The sequence below is a fragment of the Halorientalis brevis genome (genome assembly GCF_023077655.1).
Genome location: NZ_JALLGV010000007.1, coordinates 251,854 through 269,216 on the forward strand (window position 1 = coordinate 251,854; position 17,363 = coordinate 269,216).

General features: G+C 66.7%; 23 protein-coding genes. 12 read left to right on the plus strand and 11 right to left on the minus strand.

Annotation, left to right across the window (positions count from 1 at the left end):
- Positions 1-18 precede the first annotated feature (18 nt).
- From MU553_RS16775 to MU553_RS16785, 3 genes are all read right to left on the minus strand, one after another.
- On the minus strand, positions 19-291 hold the full coding sequence (locus tag MU553_RS16775) for a DUF7577 domain-containing protein (RefSeq protein ID WP_247379583.1): 273 nt from the start codon (positions 289-291) through the stop codon (positions 19-21).
- Between the two features lie 386 nt (positions 292-677).
- Positions 678-1,457, minus strand: a complete 780-nt coding sequence (locus MU553_RS16780) for a DUF7504 family protein (RefSeq protein ID WP_247379585.1) — start codon at positions 1,455-1,457, stop codon at positions 678-680.
- 200 nt (positions 1,458-1,657) lie between these two features.
- A complete protein-coding gene (locus MU553_RS16785; protein WP_247379587.1) occupies positions 1,658-1,831 on the minus strand; it encodes a DUF7556 family protein in 174 nt (57 codons plus the stop codon).
- A 754-nt stretch (positions 1,832-2,585) separates the two neighbouring features.
- Here MU553_RS16785 and MU553_RS16790 point away from each other — a divergent pair.
- From MU553_RS16790 to MU553_RS16815, 6 genes are all read left to right on the plus strand, one after another.
- A complete protein-coding gene (locus tag MU553_RS16790) occupies positions 2,586-3,989 on the plus strand; it encodes a dihydrolipoyl dehydrogenase family protein (protein WP_247379590.1) in 1,404 nt (467 codons plus the stop codon).
- Positions 3,990-4,041: 52 nt separating this feature from the next.
- Positions 4,042-4,209, plus strand: a complete 168-nt coding sequence (locus MU553_RS16795; protein WP_247379593.1) for a hypothetical protein — start codon at positions 4,042-4,044, stop codon at positions 4,207-4,209.
- Between the two features lie 71 nt (positions 4,210-4,280).
- Positions 4,281-4,622 (plus strand): ArsR/SmtB family transcription factor, encoded by a 342-nt coding sequence (locus MU553_RS16800; protein ID WP_247379595.1) that lies wholly within the window; start codon positions 4,281-4,283, stop codon positions 4,620-4,622.
- 1 nt (position 4,623) lies between these two features.
- The gene (locus MU553_RS16805) at positions 4,624-4,950 is read left to right on the plus strand and encodes a hypothetical protein (protein WP_247379597.1); all 327 of its coding nucleotides are present in this window, start codon (positions 4,624-4,626) and stop codon (positions 4,948-4,950) included.
- Positions 4,950-5,252 carry a DUF7521 family protein gene (locus MU553_RS16810; RefSeq protein ID WP_247379600.1) on the plus strand — a complete coding sequence of 101 codons (303 nt, stop codon included), beginning with the start codon at positions 4,950-4,952 and terminating at the stop codon, positions 5,250-5,252. The genes MU553_RS16805 and MU553_RS16810 overlap by 1 nt, the downstream gene beginning before the upstream one ends.
- Before the next feature lie 158 nt (positions 5,253-5,410).
- Positions 5,411-6,541 (plus strand): hypothetical protein, encoded by a 1,131-nt coding sequence (locus MU553_RS16815; RefSeq protein ID WP_247379602.1) that lies wholly within the window; start codon positions 5,411-5,413, stop codon positions 6,539-6,541.
- 81 nt (positions 6,542-6,622) lie between these two features.
- Here MU553_RS16815 and MU553_RS23960 read toward each other — a convergent pair whose 3' ends face one another.
- Entirely contained in the window at positions 6,623-6,853 is a 231-nt protein-coding gene (locus tag MU553_RS23960; RefSeq protein ID WP_465262012.1) for a DUF8106 domain-containing protein, read from the minus strand.
- A 22-nt stretch (positions 6,854-6,875) separates the two neighbouring features.
- Entirely contained in the window at positions 6,876-7,055 is a 180-nt protein-coding gene (locus MU553_RS16820) for a DUF7317 family protein (RefSeq protein WP_247379604.1), read from the minus strand.
- A 289-nt stretch (positions 7,056-7,344) separates the two neighbouring features.
- Here MU553_RS16820 and MU553_RS16825 point away from each other — a divergent pair, with 289 nt between their 5' ends.
- Positions 7,345-8,019: a cupin domain-containing protein gene (locus tag MU553_RS16825; protein ID WP_247379607.1), complete on the plus strand. Its 675-nt coding sequence runs from the start codon at positions 7,345-7,347 to the stop codon at positions 8,017-8,019.
- Between the two features lie 108 nt (positions 8,020-8,127).
- Here the strand turns inward: MU553_RS16825 and MU553_RS16830 are convergent, their stop codons facing one another.
- Both MU553_RS16830 and MU553_RS16835 read right to left on the minus strand, forming a co-directional pair.
- Positions 8,128-8,427, minus strand: a complete 300-nt coding sequence (locus tag MU553_RS16830) for a DUF4242 domain-containing protein (RefSeq protein ID WP_247379609.1) — start codon at positions 8,425-8,427, stop codon at positions 8,128-8,130.
- 170 nt (positions 8,428-8,597) lie between these two features.
- A complete protein-coding gene (locus MU553_RS16835; RefSeq protein WP_247379612.1) occupies positions 8,598-8,858 on the minus strand; it encodes a hypothetical protein in 261 nt (86 codons plus the stop codon).
- 403 nt (positions 8,859-9,261) lie between these two features.
- Between MU553_RS16835 and MU553_RS16840 the strand changes: the two genes are divergently transcribed.
- The 3 genes from MU553_RS16840 (at position 9,262) to MU553_RS16850 (ending at position 11,387) form a co-directional block, all read left to right on the plus strand.
- A complete protein-coding gene (locus MU553_RS16840; protein WP_247379614.1) occupies positions 9,262-9,507 on the plus strand; it encodes a DUF7861 family protein in 246 nt (81 codons plus the stop codon).
- A 106-nt stretch (positions 9,508-9,613) separates the two neighbouring features.
- Positions 9,614-10,045, plus strand: a complete 432-nt coding sequence (locus tag MU553_RS16845) for a ribonuclease H family protein (protein ID WP_247379616.1) — start codon at positions 9,614-9,616, stop codon at positions 10,043-10,045.
- Between the two features lie 76 nt (positions 10,046-10,121).
- The gene (locus MU553_RS16850; protein WP_247379619.1) at positions 10,122-11,387 is read left to right on the plus strand and encodes a saccharopine dehydrogenase family protein; all 1,266 of its coding nucleotides are present in this window, start codon (positions 10,122-10,124) and stop codon (positions 11,385-11,387) included.
- Positions 11,388-11,433: 46 nt separating this feature from the next.
- On the opposite strand, the gene MU553_RS16855 is transcribed toward MU553_RS16850, so the two are convergent.
- The 3 genes from MU553_RS16855 to MU553_RS16865 form a co-directional block, all read right to left on the minus strand.
- Positions 11,434-12,270 (minus strand): bacteriorhodopsin, encoded by an 837-nt coding sequence (locus MU553_RS16855; RefSeq protein WP_247379621.1) that lies wholly within the window; start codon positions 12,268-12,270, stop codon positions 11,434-11,436.
- A gap of 142 nt (positions 12,271-12,412) precedes the next feature.
- Positions 12,413-13,630, minus strand: coding sequence for a PQQ-dependent sugar dehydrogenase (locus MU553_RS16860; protein WP_247379623.1), 1,218 nt, complete (start codon positions 13,628-13,630; stop codon positions 12,413-12,415).
- Positions 13,620-13,772, minus strand: a complete 153-nt coding sequence (locus tag MU553_RS16865) for a hypothetical protein (RefSeq protein ID WP_247379625.1) — start codon at positions 13,770-13,772, stop codon at positions 13,620-13,622. The genes MU553_RS16860 and MU553_RS16865 overlap by 11 nt, the downstream gene beginning before the upstream one ends.
- Before the next feature lie 258 nt (positions 13,773-14,030).
- Between MU553_RS16865 and MU553_RS16870 the strand changes: the two genes are divergently transcribed.
- A complete protein-coding gene (locus MU553_RS16870; RefSeq protein WP_247379627.1) occupies positions 14,031-15,395 on the plus strand; it encodes a CapA family protein in 1,365 nt (454 codons plus the stop codon).
- Between the two features lie 147 nt (positions 15,396-15,542).
- On the opposite strand, the gene MU553_RS16875 is transcribed toward MU553_RS16870, so the two are convergent.
- Positions 15,543-16,229, minus strand: coding sequence for a helix-turn-helix domain-containing protein (locus MU553_RS16875; RefSeq protein WP_247379629.1), 687 nt, complete (start codon positions 16,227-16,229; stop codon positions 15,543-15,545).
- A 217-nt stretch (positions 16,230-16,446) separates the two neighbouring features.
- Here MU553_RS16875 and MU553_RS16880 point away from each other — a divergent pair, with 217 nt between their 5' ends.
- Positions 16,447-17,238 (plus strand): alpha/beta fold hydrolase, encoded by a 792-nt coding sequence (locus MU553_RS16880; protein WP_247379631.1) that lies wholly within the window; start codon positions 16,447-16,449, stop codon positions 17,236-17,238.
- The last annotated feature ends 125 nt before the right edge of the window (positions 17,239-17,363 follow it).

Consider the following 17,363-nt stretch of genomic DNA (forward strand, 5'->3'; position numbering starts at 1 on the left):
GCGTCCCCGCGGCTGCCGTCAGTCGCAGGGCGCGGCGAACGGCTGCTCCGGCAGCGGCGTCGTACACCGGCGGCAGAACTGGTACTCCGACTCGTTCGGCCGCCCGCACTTCCGACACCGGACCGTGTCGACGGTCGCCGGGTCGATGAGCTCCCCGTCGCGAGATTCGGTTCGTGCGGTCGCGTACGTCCCCCCACCGGACGTGAGCGACTCTTCGTACTTCCACCCCCGATAGAGGAAGTGGGCGCTAATCGCCACTGCCATGCCAACCGCCCAGACGGTTGCGTCCATGCACGTGTAGGTGTAGCCGAACTGGCCGATTAAACGCCATCGATTGCGCTCTGCCGCAGGACGCGACCCAGACGTGTGAGCGTCGCGACCGATCACCGGACCGATGCTAACCGCGTTCGCTCACTGGCGCACCGGCCTCGCTCGGGAGGTCCCCGGTTCTCCCGATGAATCGACGCTGCGCGAGTCGTATGTGATGCCGTTACATGACCGAAAACAGACACCGGGTTTCCGGTGAATCGCCGGAGAGCGGAACGGAGACCGCCGACGTGTGCACCCGAAGGTCGGTAGCGTCGGAACGGCCGGGCCCGTTCGGACGAGGAGCCCGTCGGCGTCCGACCCGCTTCCGAAGTGAGGAACGCGAGCTCAGGAGCCGTCGTCCGGACGCGTCACCGCGGGCCGTCAGGGACGTCGAGCACTCCATCGACCGTTTGCGCCAGCGTCTCGACGGTCTGATCGTCGTGCATCCTCGGGTTGAACACCAGCACGCCGGTCCCGTCGAACTCGTCTAGGAGCGAGCGCACCGTGGAGACGAATTCGACGACAGTCTCCAGGTCCGTGTACACGAGTATCGTCGACAGTGAGAGCAGTCCGAGGCGGACCGTCTCTCGGTCCCCGGCAGCCAGGCGCTCCAGTTGGTTCGTCAGTCGGACGCCGACGGTCGTGAGCGCGCCGGGCGTCGACGCGTACTGAACCCCGTCGTGCTGGACTTCTTCTTCGCGGTGCGAGGACTGGCACTCGATGATGCCGTAGTTCGCGAACAGTGCATCCCGGTCAGGCGTCTCACCCCGTCGCTGGTCGCCCTCTCCGCCCGCCAGGAGCGTCTTCAATCGCGTCGAAACGGTCTCGGCGCTGTCGTTCGGGGAGATGACGACGCCGGCGTTCGAAGCACAGCCGGGCTCCGAGACGAATCGGAGCGCGAGGTCGCGCCTGCCGGTGTAGGCGGCCCCGGACAGGAGATACGTCCCCGGGGACAGTTCGTCGAGCGCACGCTGTCGGTCGGCACCCGACTGGGAGTCCATCGAAGAGATCGGTGGCGGTCGCTGCCAGGCTGCACCTCTGCTGTTCACGACCGGTGTGGACTCGACCATCGCCGGAAGCCCGAGTAGTTGCGAAGAGTCCGCGGGCTTCGGGGCGTCGTCGGAGCGACCGAACGCTGCTCTCCGCATCTCGTGTGCGGTCGTTGTACTTCCAAAACCAAATAACTGTACCCGAGGTCGAATCCCAAAGCCAGCGCCCGATATGACAGTAGGTGTTCACGAAATCGGTTCCAAAACTGCACTCGGCTCCCTGCTCGAAGGAGCGCGTCACGTCAACAGGGGAACCGAGCGGCAAACGGTGGCAGGCCGGGCGTGTCGCGAAGACTGAGTCACAGGTGGGCGCGTAGCGACACGGCATCGTCCGCAGCGACCGAGATCCAGGACCCGTCGTGACTGATGTCTGCGATGATGAACTCGCGCCCCGTCGCAGCCTCGTCGAACGCTGCGACGACCATCCGTTCCTCTCCCAGCTGTCCATCGATCGGCGACGTTTCCTGCTCCATGAACGGTTGTACGGCGTATAGGATTATGAACGTTGTGTTTGTTCCACCATTGGTGTAAAGTCTAGCAGCACTTGCGCATAGGATTGAGATGATGTGAATCGAGGAGTCCGCAGATCACATCGGAACGGTCGCAGTCGCGCCAGCGCCCCAGCGTGGTCCGGCGCAGTTGGGCAGTGTGTGATCGTCACCGAACCGACGCCCCAAGCCGGGCGTCGCAGTGCGGATCGGCCGCGTTTCGATTCACGCCACACTGACGACGGCGAGTCGTCGACTCGGGAGCCACAGGTGCGGCCCGCAACTGCTACTGGAACGAACACGTCCGGTACTCGTGAGTCGTGGCGAGCGGAGAGGTCAGCCACCGAGACAGTCTCTCACGTGGCCGACAGGTGGTGCTTCACGGGCTCGGTTGGCCGATTTCACTCGAAACCCGGCGTGTCACAGACTCCGAGTGCTCCGACGAGGTATCAACGTCGGTATCGTGAATCCAAGTCCAGCACAGAGAGCGATCCGTGGTGCAGGCACTGCGTCACGGACAGGCACCAGCCCAGATAACCCACAATATCGCTGCGAGAGAGGCAGGGAGAAAGTGAAAGGAATCGTTTTGCGTGATCCGCCAATCACACAGGTTTTTTGCCAGACGAAGAGACCACACGCAGATTCGGACAACAGCACGCCCGATCCGCGAGACTGCACTAATATTGTACGCTTTACCCAATACATAACAATTATGTTGCGCACGCCGGTAGTTTCGCGTATGAAGACACACGTAGCAGTCGTCGGTGCGTACGGGAGCGCAGGCGTCGCCGTGGCCGACCGGCTCGCTGCCGAGCCGGACGTGGAGCTGACGCTGATCGACGACGGCGATCCCGGGGGCGGACTCTGCATCCTCGAGGGGTGTATGCCGTCCAAGGAGTTGCTCACGGCGGCCGAACGACGCTTCGCCGCCCGCGACGACGAGCGGCTCCGCGGCGCGGTCCCCGACGTGGATTTCGAGCGAGTGATCGAGCACAAGGACGACAACATCTCGACGTACGCCAGCGGGCGACGCTCGCACGTCCAGGAACTCGCCGACCGGGACGACGTCACCCTCCGACGAGAAACCGCCGCGTTCGTCGACGACCGGCGGCTGGCCGTCGGCGACGACGTGCTCGAACCCGACTACGTCGTCGTCGCGACCGGCTCGACGCCGAACGTCCCGCCGATCCCCGGCATCGAGGACGTGCCGTTCGAGACCAGCGCGGACGTGCTCGACGCGACCGAGTTCGGCGAGTCCGGACTCGTGATCGGCCTGGGCGTCATCGGCCTGGAACTCGTCCCCTATCTCTCGGAGGCGGCGGGGATGGACCTCACCGTCGTCGAGCAACTGCCCGCGGTGCTGCCCGACGCCGACCCGGCGTTCGGTGACGCACTCGTCGACTACTACGAGGACAGGTTCGACGTGGACGTCCGGCTCGACACCGGAACCAAGGGGCTCGAAGCGACCGACGACGGCGGCGTTCGCGCAATCCTCGACGACGACGGGACCGAGACTGCCGTCGCGGCCGATCAGCTGTTCGTCTTCACGGGTCGGAAGCCGGCGCTCGATCGCCTCGGCCTCGACGAGACGCGGCTCACCCCCGAGCCCGGCTGGGTCGCGGACACGATGCAGGCTCGCGACGACGAGCGCGTGTTCGTCGTCGGCGACGCCAACGGCACCGAACCGATCCTCCACGTCGCCAAAGAGGAGGGTGCCGTCGCCGCCGAGAACGTCCTCCGGCACCGCGACGGCGAGCCCCTGGAACCCTACGAGAACGTCACCCACCAGGTCGTCTTCTCCGGACTCACCGAACTCCCCTACGCGCGGCTGGGCCACACGGCGAGTTCGGCCAGCGAGGCCGGGATCGACCACGTCGTCGCCACCCGCGAGGTGTCCGGCGAGGGCGTCTTCCGCAGCCGGAACTACTCCGAAGGGCTCGCGCGGCTCGTCGTCGGCACGGACGGGACGGTGCTGGGCTACCAGGGCCTCCACCCCGACGCCGACGTGATGGCCAAGACGATGCAACTGGCCGTCGAGATGGAACTGGACGTGCGCGACATCCCGGACCGCGCGTACCACCCGACGACGCCGGAGATCATCGACGGGTTGCTGCAAGACGCGGCCGCGGCACTCGACGGCTGAGCGTCCACACGCCCGGCAGCGGACAGCACAACACTCGTGCCCTCCGACTCAAGTGCGCGCGTGGTCGCTCGGTCGCCCGTCCGCACGCAGGTTCGCCCAGGAGCAGGCCGACCAGCAGGTAGTAGCCGTACTGACTGGGATGCGCGACTTTCCCGCCGTGCAGGAACGCGAAGACGACGCAGTTCACCGCGAGCGCGAGGCCGACCGCGAACGCTTGTAGCATCGGAGGGACGGCTTCTCCCCCGGAAGCTCCGGGGGCCTTTTTACCATCCCTCGAACACGAGTCGGTGTATGGACGAGGATGACGACGACGTACTCGCGTTGCTCGAAGACGAGTACGCGCGAGCCATCCTCGCCGAGCTCACGACTGCACCCATGTCCGTTTCCGAACTCTGCACGGCCTGTGAGATGTCCGATCCGACGGCGTATCGCCGCCTCGAGCGCCTCCAGGCGGCCGGGCTCGTGACCGACCAGCAGGTGGTCGACGCCGACGGCCACCACTTCAAAAAGTACGTCACGACGATCGAGGACGTGACCGTCACGTTCGACGATGGGACGTACGACGTGACTATCACGCGGCCGTCGACGGACCCGTCCGACCGCTTCACCGATCTGTTCGAGGGGTTGTCCTGACATGCAGGTAGTCCTCGCACAGGTGCGCACGACCGCCGGGAGTTCGCTGGTCGCGCTGGCGGTCGTCGGTCTCTCGGTGCTCACCATCGCGATGTCGGTCGCCATCGCCGTGGTGCTGCTTCGCGGCTCCCGTCGTGAGCCAGGTCACACGGGGCAGTTGCAGCTCGCGGCCGGACTGCTCTTGCTGACGAGCGTCCCGGAGCTGCTGCGGATCGGCCTGCCGACGGTCACGAGCGTCGGCGTCGTGGGCCGCTCGATCCTCGTGAGCGGCTGTGAACTGGCCGGCCTGGGCATCATCCTGTGGGCCGTCTTCGGGGGGCGGTCGTGATGCTCCCCGAAGTCCTGCCGTTGGTCTCGATAACGCCCAGCGACGTCGCGTGGGGGTCGCGGGCGCTGACGGCGCTCGTCGGTCTCTTCGTCGCCGGTCTCGCCTACCGCGGGTACCGACGCAACGACGCGCCGAAGATGCGCTCGCTCGCGCTCGGCATCTTCCTGTTGACCACCGGCGTCTTCCTCACCGTCGCCGTCGTCACCCAGGTTGGTGCCGGAGCCGGCCCGGTGCTGCTCGCACGCGGTCTCGTGACTGTCACGGGCCTCGGCGCAGTGTTGTACGCCCTCGTGTATCAGTAGCCGTGCCGTCCCGGAGTGTCGGTCCACCTCGTTGCCCGGGCAGTCGGTCGGCGATCACCGCCTCGGTCAGTGAACGAATATAAGTATTTCGGCGGTGCTTCCGGCAGAGAAGCACTGCGACCGTTTATACGGGAGTCGTGGACGAACGTTCGGCCGTCATGGCACCCCGCACAACCAGACGACGCTATCTCGGCGGCCTCGCGACGCTCAGTCTCGCGTCACTGGCCGGCTGTATCGACTCGCTCGACGGCCAGAACAGCACGCCCGCAGCGAACGACACGCAACCGACGACGGACAGCGAGACGACCGAGAGCGACGCGACGCCTGGCGACGGGTCCGAAACCGGCGACTCGGTCGCCGGCTCGCCGAAGCAGGTCGTCCGCGCGTACGTCGAAGCCGGGTACGAGAACCCGACCGCGGTTCGACAGCACTTCCACCCGATCCATCCCTTCCACCCGGACAACCTCTCGGCGGAGAAGGCGAAGAAGCTCCTCTCGTCCGAGGGAGCGCTCGCCGAGATCGACCTCGAAACCCGCGACGTGGACGTCACGCCCGAGCTGGTGCAGTCGGCGCCGCTGTTGCGGACGGCAGACGTCGATCAGGAGACGCTCAGCGACGCGCTCGCCGGCGAACAGACGGCCGTCGTCGAAACGGTCGTCACGACGACCGACGGGAAGCGACAGGTTTCCCGGATCGCCACCGTGACCACCGACGGCGAGTGGGCCATCCTCGCGCTGCGAATCGACCCGAAAACCACCCAGTCAGCCCAGTTCGAGGGACGCGTCGTCAGCAAGGTCAGCGTCGACACCGAGAAGGACCGCGTGCGGCTCTACTTCGACGGCGCACCGACCGCAGAGGAGCTCACCGCCAAGACGACGAACGCGCGCTCGTCACGCTCCTCGACGACGCCCGGGTCGATCTCGTACTTCGACCTCTACCCAGATCCGGCGGGCGACGAACTGGTCGTGACCGCCACGGTCGACGGCGACACCCGCACCATCCACAGAGAGCAGTACCCGCCCAGCGAGCGGGCCGTCGAGGACGTCACGTACGACGACGACCCCGAGAGCGACGTGTTCGACGCGGCGGCCACCGTGTCGTTCGCGGACGACCGCGACGGTGAGCGGTACGTCGTCGAGTCGACGATCCACGGCGGGAGCGTCACGCTCGACCCCGACAACCCCGCCACGGCCGTCGTCGGCGTCGATCCGGCGGCCGACGAAGTCGTCGTGACCCGCACCACCGACGGTGCGTCCGACGTGGTGCACCGCGAACGGCACCGGTTCTAGGCACTCGTAGTCCGTACCCGCACTCTGTTTCACGAGACCCTTCCAGAGCACTGATATCGAGAAATACGGTCCTCGAAACCGCTAATCACCAGACGTCGACACTCGCTGCGAGGACGCACACCGCTTTTCGAGCGGCGCGGTGGGTCGAGTCGTCACCGTCGCACGACAGTTCGGGCACAGATAGTGGATTGCATCCCCGTTCACGACACGATTCCAGGCGCTGTCGTACCGCCCCTGGTGATCACAGTCCGGGCAGAAAAGGGTGGATTTTGCAGCGACGTCCGATGCAGTCGACCGTGTATCTGGGCTCATCTCTTTCGACACCAACTCTCAGTTAGTCAGCGGCCTGGGCAGCCAGCACGTCCCGATCCACCTCTCGGACCGGAATGCCGCGCGCACCGAGTGCCGAGGCCATCTTTGGCACCGAGACGCTACTATACTCGGCTGCCTGCTCGAGGGAGAGCGTCTGACTGCGATACAAAGTGAGCGCCGTTGTGAAGGACTTGACTGACATTCCCTGTTCGAATCAACGTCGCCCACCGAGGATGTTAAACTTTTCGGCAATAATACTAATGCTCATCGAGGGAAGAGAGGATTCCTTTCCGTATTGTCACACATAGACGGTCAATAGTAGACGTTCGGCGTTTTCTGGCGTGGTAGACACACCCATAGTAGTCTCGTTTGAGGCGAGAGGCTGGGGACGGCTCTGCGCCGACGGCCAGTGAGAGTGGCGGCCGACCGCGGAGACCCCGGGTGGCCAGGGGAGGCGTGAGGTTTTCGATGGTCGAAACCAACTAGTGGCCATGACAGCAGTCACGACGGGTCGGACGCTCGACGAGAACGGCCGCCCGGTCGCAGACACCGGGTTCACGTACGAACCGGGGAGCCTGCTCGCCGAGACGCTCCGCGACCGGTCAGGGCCGCTCACCTCCCACCCGACGCGCCCGTCGTGGGGGACACTCCCGACACCGACAGACGACGACCCGGGGACACACCGAGCGCTCAGCGTGCTCGGCCCGGGATACGACGGCCCGCCGAGGCACTATCACGAGGTCAGCGAGGAGCACTTCGAGGTGTTACAGGGGATGGTCGCGTTCGAACTCGACGGCACGGAGCGCCGCGTCAGTGCGGGTGAGACGCTGGCCGTTCCGACAGGCGTCCGTCACTCGTTCCGGTGTTCCGGTCCCGAGTTGGCGGTGATGCGGACGGAAATCGCACCCGCGGGCCGCATCGGGTTCGTCCTGCCGACGCTGGGTGGGCTCGCCCACGACGGCGGCATCGACAACCCCCTCCAGCAGGCCGCCATCGCCAAGCGCCTCGAAGGGGACACCGTCTTCGTCGAACCCGACCGCCGCGTAGCCAAGCCGCTGACCGACGCGCTCGCGCCCTTCGCGCGGCTTCGCGGGTATCGCGGCGGGTACGGGAAGTACGCACAGCCCGCGTTCTGGGAACGCCACGTCGAACAGCCGGAGGTGTGATCGTGTCGACCAACCACGGCGGCCACTACGACGCCTCCGCCAGCGCGGCGACGGCGGCGTCGAAACCGGTGTTGCGAGAACTCGTCGTCACCTGTTACCTGAGCCAGGTTACTCGCCTTCGAGCGGTTGCCCGCGGCGGTCGATGCGCGTCGCAGGGAGGTCGGCTCGCTCCGCATGCTCGCGGAGCGCCGCCTCGCTTTCAGCCTGGTAGTGGCAGAACGTGCCCGTGACTTGCCCGTCTTCGTTCGTCATGACTTCTGATTCGACCCAGCGAATACCGGTGCCTTCGTCTCGGAGCGCCTCCAACACCTCGCCGGATTTCTCGCCCGCTGCGTGGAGGTCTTCTTCAGTGATCGGTTCGTCCAGTGCTCGGAGGATGAGGAAGTCCTCTAACTGGTCTTCGGACATGGAACCCACACCCACATCGTGATGTGGTATCACCGGGCATAAACCTACGCGTCAGCCGAACCGAGCGATCAGGGACGAGTGATCCAATGAGCGATTCCTGACTCCGGAATCGACTCTCTGTGACGAAAGCGACGACCACTCGGAGTCGCCTGCACCAGGTCGGAAACGGGTTAGTCGAGAAACTTCGCGGTGATCAGCACGGTCGGAATGAGTATCGGGATCGTCAGTATCGCGCCACTGATGACCACGAACGGGGCGACCCCCTCGACGGGATAAGTCAAGACGTCGACCGTCACCCAGTTGACCACGTTCACCATGACGGAGTACGCGACGGCCGCGAGCACCACGATCAAACCGAACGCGCTGGCCATGACGCCGGCGACACTCCGGACGGATCGACTGCCTGTCTCTGTCTCTTCTTGAACGCTCATTCAGTATTAATTCCCGTACCGATTGTAATAACTGCACACTTTTAAACGAGTTGTATTCGCATACGGAGAGTGCAACGTGACCGATGCGCACATCACGAACGACGATCCGGTCGGTTTCCTGTCGGGCGAGGAGTCGGTTGTGAAACAGTGTTGCGACGGGAAACAGAACTTTCGAAACTGCCGTGCAGTGACGAGCGTCGACGTCGTGCTGGGGACAGAGCGCGTGTCTCACACGGTATCCGCCAGTTCGAGAATGCCACGGCCGCACAATACAGTTTCGACCGTGTCCGCGTCGTCGCCCCTGTTGATCGCCTCAACGCTCGCGTCTTCAGAACTGCCTGCTGTTAGAACAGCGACACCGGCACCGCTGCGCTGAAGCGGATGGACCACCTTCCAGTGGGCAATGGTTCACGACCGGGTTCACGCACGGGAGCCGACCCACGACCGCGAGAGGTGGCAAACCGGCACGATCGCGGACGTGACGGAGCGTGACGGCCACTGCGTCGTCACCGTCACCGACGACGGAACGAGCGTCGAACTGGTCGTCACGGTGGCGATCCGGGACCTGTTCGTCTCGCGGCTGGACGTTCCCGACGGTGGGTCGCCCGTGGGCGAGCAGGTCTGGTACCGCAAGAAAGGCGACCAGTGAGCGCCCGAATTCCGCGACGGCGCGTCGCTGGCACCGGTATGCGAGCGCCGTCCCGGAACCGGGTCGCGAACGCAACACCTGTGTACGCACAGTCCGCAGCGTCCGTATGCGTAGCCCGCCGTCGTTGCTCGCCTACTTCGACGCGAGCGTGCTGTACGGGCCGGACAACGGCACACCGACGTCGGGTGCGATCGGATTTCTCGTCGAAGACGGCACGACGACGTACGTCGAAGCCTCCCGCTCTGTCGGGGCGTTCGTCTCGAGCGCCGCCCTCGAATTCCGCGCCCTCCGGGAGACGGTGAAAGCGGTCGACGAGCAGTTCAGCCACGTGAGTTCGCTGCATCTCCACGGCGACGCCGACGCGGTCATTCGCGCCGCCGACCCCGACCACCCGGCCGAACCTTCGGACCCCATCGTCCGCCGGCGGCTGGCGGACGTCCACGCCCGCGTCGCCGACATTCCGGTCGTCACCTACAAAGTGCTCCCGCGGGGGCGCAACGAGCGAGCCCACGCGCTCGCACGGGCCGGCCACGAGTAGCGCGGCGACGAGCGAGCGCCAGTGCCCGAAAAACGACCACACACTTCAATCGTGACATCCAAGCAAGGAGTAACACATGTCGAGCAGCGACCGACAGTACGATCTCGTCGTGTGGGGGGCAACCGGCGTCGCTGGCCGCCTCACGGCAGAGTACCTGACTGAACAGTACACACCGGACAGTCTCTCACTGGCGATCGGCGGCCGGGACGAGGATCGCCTGCGGGCCGTCGAATCCGAGCTCGTCGACAGGAGTGACGACTGGGAGGAACTCCCGATCGTCATCGGGGACGCGACGGACCCAGAGAGCCTCCGCGATCTCGCAGAACGCACGCGGGTCGTCTGTACGACCGTCGGCCCGTACACGACGTACGGCACCCCACTGGTCGAGGCGTGTATCGAGGCCGGGACCGACTACTGCGATCTGACCGGGGAGGTGAACTGGACCCGCGAGATCGTCGACGAGTATCACGACGCGGCAGTCGCGGCCGGCACGCGGATCGTCCACAGCTGTGGCTTCGACTCCGTCCCTGCTGACCTGGGCACCCTCCTCGTCCAATCGTTCGCAATGGAGGAGTTTGAGGTTCCCTGCCGCCAGGTCCGGATCTACGTCGAAGACACCGCCGGCGGCGTGAGTGGTGGCACGCTGGCCAGCGCCGCCGAACTGTTCGAGGCCGCGTCCAAGGACCCCGACGTCAGGAAGGTGCTCGGGAACCCGTACTCGCTGGCACCACCCGGCGAGCGGGAAGGCGTCGACCCGGGCGAGCAACGTTTGCCCCGGAAGGACCCGCTACGGTCCACCTGGACGGCTCCGTCGCCGATGGCACCGGTGAACGAACGCGTGGTTCGCCGGAGCAACGCCCTGCTGGACTACCCCTGGGGGCGTGACTTCCGCTGTACCGAGGTCATCCCGACCGGGCGTGGACTCGGGGGTGCAGCCACGGCGGGTGTCGTCGCCGGTGGCCTCGGGTTGTTCACGCTCGCGATGTCGATCGGCCCGACGCGCTCGGCGCTCAAACGGTTCGTGTTCCCCGACCCCGGGGAGGGGCCGTCGGACGAACAGATGGAGAAGGGACATTTCAGCGTGCGCACGCGCGGCCAGGGAGTCACCGAAGACGGGCCCTTCACCGTGGACGCCGTGATCGGTGCCGACCGGGACCCGGGCTACGGCGGCACCGCCCGGATGCTCGGCGAGTCCGCGATGTGTCTGGTGGAAGACGACACCGACTCACCGCTGGACGGCGGCGTCCTGACGCCCGCCTCGGCGATCGGCGAACCGCTCGCCGACCGACTCCGCGCGGTCGGGTTCACGGCGAGTGCCAGCGTGGCCGAGGAGTCCAGGTAACATCCGCCGCGTCGCAGTACCCCTCGACGGAGACTGCGAGCGCGTCTCAGTCGTCGGTGGGCGTCGAGGGGGCGGCGCTGCTGCGCGCGGTCGTCGAGACAGTCCCTTCGTTCGCGGCGACCCACCGCAACAGCAGGAAGGCGAACACGTACTTCGCGACGATGTCGAGCACGGAGTAGCCCCACGACGTGAGCCCGATCGACTGGACGATGGCGAACCCTTCGGCGCCGAGCGCCCAGACGATGGGATAGCCGAGCCACAGGACGACCGTCAGCACTCGGAGGGTCGCGAAGATCTCGTCGGTGCCCGCCTCGACGGCCGCCGTCGGCCACTCGGCCAGCAGGGCGTAGAGGACGACGGCGAAGAACGTACAGCTCACGCCGTAGAACACCCACCGGAACAGGTACGCGGAGGTGGTGAGTGCGGCTGCGAGGCCGGTCACACACATCGCAATATCGGCCGCGAGGACGGTGAAGAGACTGGCTCTGTCCACGTCAGCGAGGAGCCCCAGCGCGAGCAGTATCATCGGCGTCGAGAGCGCCCACGTGAGGTACCGGCCCCACTGCACCATGACCTCCTGGCCCCCGAGTGCGTGGCCGGGCGGCATCTCGAGGAACCCGATGGTCAACCCCGACACGAGCCCCAGATAGCTCGAAATCGAGACGAGTGGGATCAGCAGTGTCGCACCCCAGATCAGCCGCGCACGCTCGTCGGTGACGTTCCGACCCATGTAGACGAACAGGAGGATGGACAGCCCCGCGAGGGCGACGTTGCCCCACAGCGAGGAACTGAGGAGGGGATCGGACCGGATCTGCGAGACCGCGTCTGCCTGTGTTGCCTGGAGGGCGACACCAGTCGTAGCACCGGATGCCACTGGTAGCATACACCATACGTTGGCGTTGCTACGGAATATAAGATAGTGCGGCTGCGCAAGAACTCACAGCCAGCGTTCACCGGCCCGTCGAGGTCTGTGTCCGACCCGTCGCGGCCGTCTCGTTGACGGGTTGACGCCTGGACCAGACTGCTCAGGCCGGCCGGAGCCGAACGATCGGCGCGTCGGTGTCGTCGACCGCCACGTACAGGTGACCACTCTCCGGGGCCGGAACCACGTCACGGATGCGCCAGCCACGCTCGGCGAGCAACGGCTCGGCCTCGGTCACCCTGCGGCCGTCGACCGTGAAGCGGGCGAGATACTGCGAGGCCAGGCCGCCGACGAACAGGTCCCCCTGCCAGGACGGGAACGCAGCGCCGGTGTAGAAGGTCATCCCGCTCGGCGGGAACCCGCCACTGCCGCAGGGCCAGGAGTACACCGGCGCGACAACGTCCTCGCGCTCGCTGTGTGAGACCCCGATCGGATCGTCGGTCCCGTACCGACAGCCCTCGTCGGCGACCGGCCAGCCGTAGTTCGCGCCCGCCTCGACGACGTTCAGTTCGTCACCGTCTCGCTCGCCGAACTCGCTTTCCCAGAGGGCACCGGTCTCGGGGTGGACCGTCAGCCCCTGGGCGTTCCGGTGGCCGTAACTGTAGATGGCGTCGCGTGCGTCGGCCCGGTCGACGAAGGGGTTGTCGTCGGGCACGGAGCCGTCCGGCGCGAGCCGCAGCGTCACGCCGTGTTCCGTCGAGAGGTCCTGTGCGGTGTGGTCCGGGCCGAAGTCCTTGAACTGCCGGTCCCCGACCGTCTGGTAGACGAACCCGTCGGGGCCGAAGGTGACCCGCGAGCCGAAGTGCCCGCTCGACTCGACGAAGGGTTCGGCGACGTGTAACTGCTCGAAGTCCCGGAGGGAGCCGCCGTCCCGATCTAGTCGACCTCGGCCGAGGTGTGTCGCGGACCGGCCGTTCCCGTCGGTCGCCGAGTACGTGAGATACACCCAGCGAGCGTCCGGAAATTCGGGATGGAGTGCAATGTCCAGCAGGCCACCCTGGCCCTGGGCGTACACTGACGGCGTGCCCGAAACAGTCCGGATCGTGCCGTCGGCGACGTCGACCAGGCGCAACCGACCGCCGCGTTCGGTGACGAGCAACTCGTTCCCGTCCGGGAGCGGCGCGAGACTCCACGGCTCGGCGACCGGCTCGACGACCGTCTCGACCGCCACCGTGACGTCGCCGCTGGTACTGGTCGGCGACTCGGCTCCGGGAAACGGCCCGGTCGCACACCCAGCGACCGCCCCGAGCGCACCAGTCGTCGCCGCGAGGACTGCCCGACGGGTCACCGACCGACCCGAGGAGTCGTCGTCACCCGGCATGTGTCTGTGTTGCCCGTCGCTCTCTGCCGACGGCCGTCAGCCGCCACCGGCGGACGCCCCAGGTGCTGTCGCAGCCGGCCAGTTTCCTCGCAGACCGCCAGCGCTGGGAGGACGCTGTCTGCGTGAAGGGATCGATGCGCATACGCCCGATTACGGCCCGGCGCGTATGAATGTCCCCCCGGAGGAACGGCCACCGGCTGACCGACCGAGCCGGTTCCGAGGTTCCCGTCGCTGCTGTGTCTTCGTGTTGTCCCACCGCTAGGGAGCCCGCCGGCGTGTGTCTCCGTTACTCGCCACCCGGGCCAGCAGGACCGACGAGATCACAGAACGCCGTCTCTGCCGATCGCACGGTTATATATCACACAGAAGGGATAAGCCAGCACGCGCTGCATGTGGGACCGTGACGCCCGATTCGTTCACCCTTGCTGCCACGGGCGATGCGATCATCGCTCATCCCGTGTCCCAGGTCCAGGGGAACGACGCGCAGTTCGACGCCCTCATCGAGGTCCTCCAGGGGGCGGACGCGGCAGTGACGCAACTCGAACCCGTGTTCGTCGACGGAACCTGTCGCCACGCCTCCCTCGCACAGGTACGCGACCAGTACCAGTACCTGGCCCCGTTTCCGGGCGCCCTCATCGGGACCGACCCCGCGCTCGTCGACGAGTTGACGGCGATGGGGCTGAACCTGTTCACCCTCGCCTCGAACCACGCGCTCGACTTCGGCCACGACGGCCTGGAGACCACGCTGGCCGCACTGCGCAACCACGAACTCACGTTCGCCGGCGTCGGCGACGATCGAGCCGACGCCAGAGCGCCGGCGTACCTGGAGACGGACGCCGGCCGGGTCGGGCTCGTCGACGCGTCGACGAGCGTCCCGCCTGGTGGCGCGGCCGGCGTCTCGACGGACCGCTTCGACGGCGTCCCCGGGATCAATCCCCTCCACGTCGAGTGGACCTATCGCGTCCCGCCGGACCGGCTCGAGCAACTCCGGGCGATCGCCGAGCAGACCGGCATCGAGGCGGTCAAAGGCGAGTGGCTCCGGCGGGAGCACCCGGACTGGGCAGCCGACGACGCGTTTTACTTCATGCAGATGCGGTTCGCCCCGGCGACCGAGCAGCGACCGCCCGGCATCTACCAGTCGCTCCGCCAGCAGGACCGCGAGGCGGTGCTCGCCGGGGTCAGCGACGCGGCCGCGAACGCCGACTGGGTGGTGATGGGCCTCCACTCCCACCAGTCCCGGGCTGGCAGCCGCAACACGAGCGAGGTCCCGTCGTTCCTGCAGGGGTTCGCGCGCGACTGCGCCGACGCCGGTGCCGACGCCGTCGTCGTGACCGGGCCACACACCCTCCGCGGGATCGAGGTGTATCAGGACAGCGTCGTCTGTTACTCGCTCGGGAACCTCTTCTTCCAGGACGACGCCTTCTACCGGATTCCGGACGCTGTCAGCGAGACCACCGACGAAACCGTGCCGGACGTGCGTGGCGACGCCGCGTCCGAGGAGACGACGTCGGACGTCGATCACGACGCGGACAACTGGCAGTCCGTCGTCCCGGAGTGTACGTTCGACGCCGCGGGCGGACTCGACCGCGTCACGCTGTATCCGTGTACTCTCCAGCCGACTGCGGACCGGCCGCGGCGTGGGATGCCGGTACTCGCGACCGGGGAGCGAGCGGAGTCGATCCTCCGAACGGTCGCCCGGCGCTCGGCCCCGTTCGGAACGACCGTCAGCATCGAAGACGGCGTCGGAACTGTCGAGTTGTCGTAACGTCGCCACACGTCTCAGCGGACGGACACCGGATTTCCGGTGTACGGATTGATACGTTTGGCATCGGGCCCTGGACGGCGTGTGGACGGCTCGTCGGCCCGGACGAGACGCCGGAGATGGTCCGTCGAACCGACGAGTCTGTGGCCGTCAGTCGGGGAGCGGCGGCCACGTCGTCGCCACCGTCTCCTGGATGAGCTGGGTCTGGGCGCGCCGCAGTCGCTCGGACACCGAGGAGGCAGTGATCCCTAACTCAGCCGCGACTGCTTCCAGCGACGCCCGACGCGGGATGTCGAAATACCCCAGTTCGTAGGCGATTCGCAGCGCTTCGTGTTGGCGGTCGGTCAACCCCTCACCCGGCGGTTCCGATTCGCCGTCTCGCGTGAGGCGAAGCAACCGGAACCCGGCGTTTCGCTGCCAAAACGACGAGAACTGCGTGAACGCGTCCCGATCGGCGAACCATCCCGTCTGTCGCCAGCCGTCCGGAACCACCTCGATCCGTTCGATAATGGCGTCGGCCGTGGCGAGGGTTTCGAGCCCCGCGAGATCGTCCAGGGAGTCGCCGAGTTGCGCCTCGAAACTGAGCGCTGGGCGCGCCTGATAGCGACGCGTGTCGCCGGCCGCCCCGATCACCGTCCAGTCGGCGACGTCGTAGGCGTCCGAGAGGGCGTCCTCGATCGCCGTCTGTGAGCCGCCTGTGACGGTAACGAGAAACAGGGGCCGCTTCCCGTGGTTGAACTGGAGGTCGAGGCGGAGCGTCGCATCGGACGCCGCCCTCGCGATCTCGACGAGCGGGAGCGCTTCGCAATCGATCTCGAATTCGGCGACGAGCCCCATACCAGCACGTGTCAATCGGCCCTAATGGGACTGGCGAAGGCCGCACTCACGGCCAGACCGCTATGATGCCCACCCGGCTGATCCCCGCCAGCCCACCGACGACAGTCCCGCCGGGTGCACTCCGACGCAGTATGTCCAGCCATCTGCCACCCGCCATTTAAATGGCCCCACCACTGAGAGAGCGACTTAGCCAACACGCCCTCGAAGGCAGCGGTGCATGGTGACGACACAGTCCGCAGATGGCATCGAAGTCGCCTACGAACAGCACGGGACCGGACAGCCGCTCGTCTTGCTGCACGGCGGGATGGCTCCCCGGGAGTACTGGACTCCGGTGATTCCCCACTTCGAGGAGTACGCCGCGATCGTTCCCCAGCGGCCCGGGTTCGGCACGTGTCTGGACGGGCCAGCCGAAACGACCGCCGACGAGATCCTGGAGCGGGAGGCCAGGTACGTCCGAGCGCTCGTCGACGCCGTCGACGGCGAGCCGATTCTGTTCGGGCACTCCTACGGGGCGCTCACCGCGATCGAGGCCGCCACGGCTGCACCCGTCGAGGCGGTCGTCGGCTACGAACCGGCGGTGCTCCCCGAGGGTTTCCGAGCGGAGGCCGACCTCGCCGACCGCATGGACGCGCTCATCGACGCGGGCGACCGCCGGGAGGCCGTGAAACGCTACGTCGAACAGGTGCTCCATCCCCACGGAATCGACGACCTCGACGCCTGGCTGGCGGAGTGGCCGGTCTGGCCCGACTGCGTCGACCTCGCCGAGGAGGTCGTCCGCATGAACCGCGCCGTCGAGCAGTACCAGCTGCCGGATCGGCTCGCCGTCGACGCGCCCGTGCTCGTCCTGACCGGCACCAGCGGTCCGGACTTCCTCCGCGAGAGCGCTCGGGCCGTCCACGACGCGCTCCCCCAGAGCCGCCTCGTCGAGTTCGACGGCGTCAGCCACAGCGGCCCCGGCGAAGCGCCAGCGCTGCTCTCCGCAGAGGTCGATGCGTTCCTCGCCGAGTGAGTTCGAGGGCGTTGAGAGAGCTCAGACCTGAGCGGAGAGGTCTCTGAGCGCGAAGCATCTCTGTCCGCCAGCAGCGATCTGCAACCGTGTATGGGTGAGGCATTGCCTCGACCGCTGTTGCACTG

Coding starts and splice junctions, on each gene's coding strand:
- MU553_RS16800 (WP_247379595.1), top strand. CDS start 4,281: ATGGACGAGGATGACGACGACGTACTCGCGTTGCTCGAAGACGAGTAC.
- MU553_RS16850 (WP_247379619.1), top strand. CDS start 10,122: ATGTCGAGCAGCGACCGACAGTACGATCTCGTCGTGTGGGGGGCAACC.
- MU553_RS16840 (WP_247379614.1), top strand. CDS start 9,262: ATGGTTCACGACCGGGTTCACGCACGGGAGCCGACCCACGACCGCGAG.
- MU553_RS23960 (WP_465262012.1), bottom strand. CDS start 6,853: ATGAGCCCAGATACACGGTCGACTGCATCGGACGTCGCTGCAAAATCC.
- MU553_RS16865 (WP_247379625.1), bottom strand. CDS start 13,772: ATGCGCATCGATCCCTTCACGCAGACAGCGTCCTCCCAGCGCTGGCGG.
- MU553_RS16785 (WP_247379587.1), bottom strand. CDS start 1,831: ATGGAGCAGGAAACGTCGCCGATCGATGGACAGCTGGGAGAGGAACGG.
- MU553_RS16880 (WP_247379631.1), top strand. CDS start 16,447: ATGGTGACGACACAGTCCGCAGATGGCATCGAAGTCGCCTACGAACAG.
- MU553_RS16830 (WP_247379609.1), bottom strand. CDS start 8,427: ATGTCCGAAGACCAGTTAGAGGACTTCCTCATCCTCCGAGCACTGGAC.
- MU553_RS16835 (WP_247379612.1), bottom strand. CDS start 8,858: ATGAGCGTTCAAGAAGAGACAGAGACAGGCAGTCGATCCGTCCGGAGT.
- MU553_RS16815 (WP_247379602.1), top strand. CDS start 5,411: ATGGCACCCCGCACAACCAGACGACGCTATCTCGGCGGCCTCGCGACG.
- MU553_RS16820 (WP_247379604.1), bottom strand. CDS start 7,055: ATGTCAGTCAAGTCCTTCACAACGGCGCTCACTTTGTATCGCAGTCAG.
- MU553_RS16780 (WP_247379585.1), bottom strand. CDS start 1,457: ATGCGGAGAGCAGCGTTCGGTCGCTCCGACGACGCCCCGAAGCCCGCG.
- MU553_RS16810 (WP_247379600.1), top strand. CDS start 4,950: ATGCTCCCCGAAGTCCTGCCGTTGGTCTCGATAACGCCCAGCGACGTC.
- MU553_RS16845 (WP_247379616.1), top strand. CDS start 9,614: ATGCGTAGCCCGCCGTCGTTGCTCGCCTACTTCGACGCGAGCGTGCTG.
- MU553_RS16825 (WP_247379607.1), top strand. CDS start 7,345: ATGACAGCAGTCACGACGGGTCGGACGCTCGACGAGAACGGCCGCCCG.
- MU553_RS16860 (WP_247379623.1), bottom strand. CDS start 13,630: ATGCCGGGTGACGACGACTCCTCGGGTCGGTCGGTGACCCGTCGGGCA.
- MU553_RS16790 (WP_247379590.1), top strand. CDS start 2,586: ATGAAGACACACGTAGCAGTCGTCGGTGCGTACGGGAGCGCAGGCGTC.
- MU553_RS16855 (WP_247379621.1), bottom strand. CDS start 12,270: ATGCTACCAGTGGCATCCGGTGCTACGACTGGTGTCGCCCTCCAGGCA.
- MU553_RS16775 (WP_247379583.1), bottom strand. CDS start 291: ATGGACGCAACCGTCTGGGCGGTTGGCATGGCAGTGGCGATTAGCGCC.
- MU553_RS16805 (WP_247379597.1), top strand. CDS start 4,624: ATGCAGGTAGTCCTCGCACAGGTGCGCACGACCGCCGGGAGTTCGCTG.
- MU553_RS16875 (WP_247379629.1), bottom strand. CDS start 16,229: ATGGGGCTCGTCGCCGAATTCGAGATCGATTGCGAAGCGCTCCCGCTC.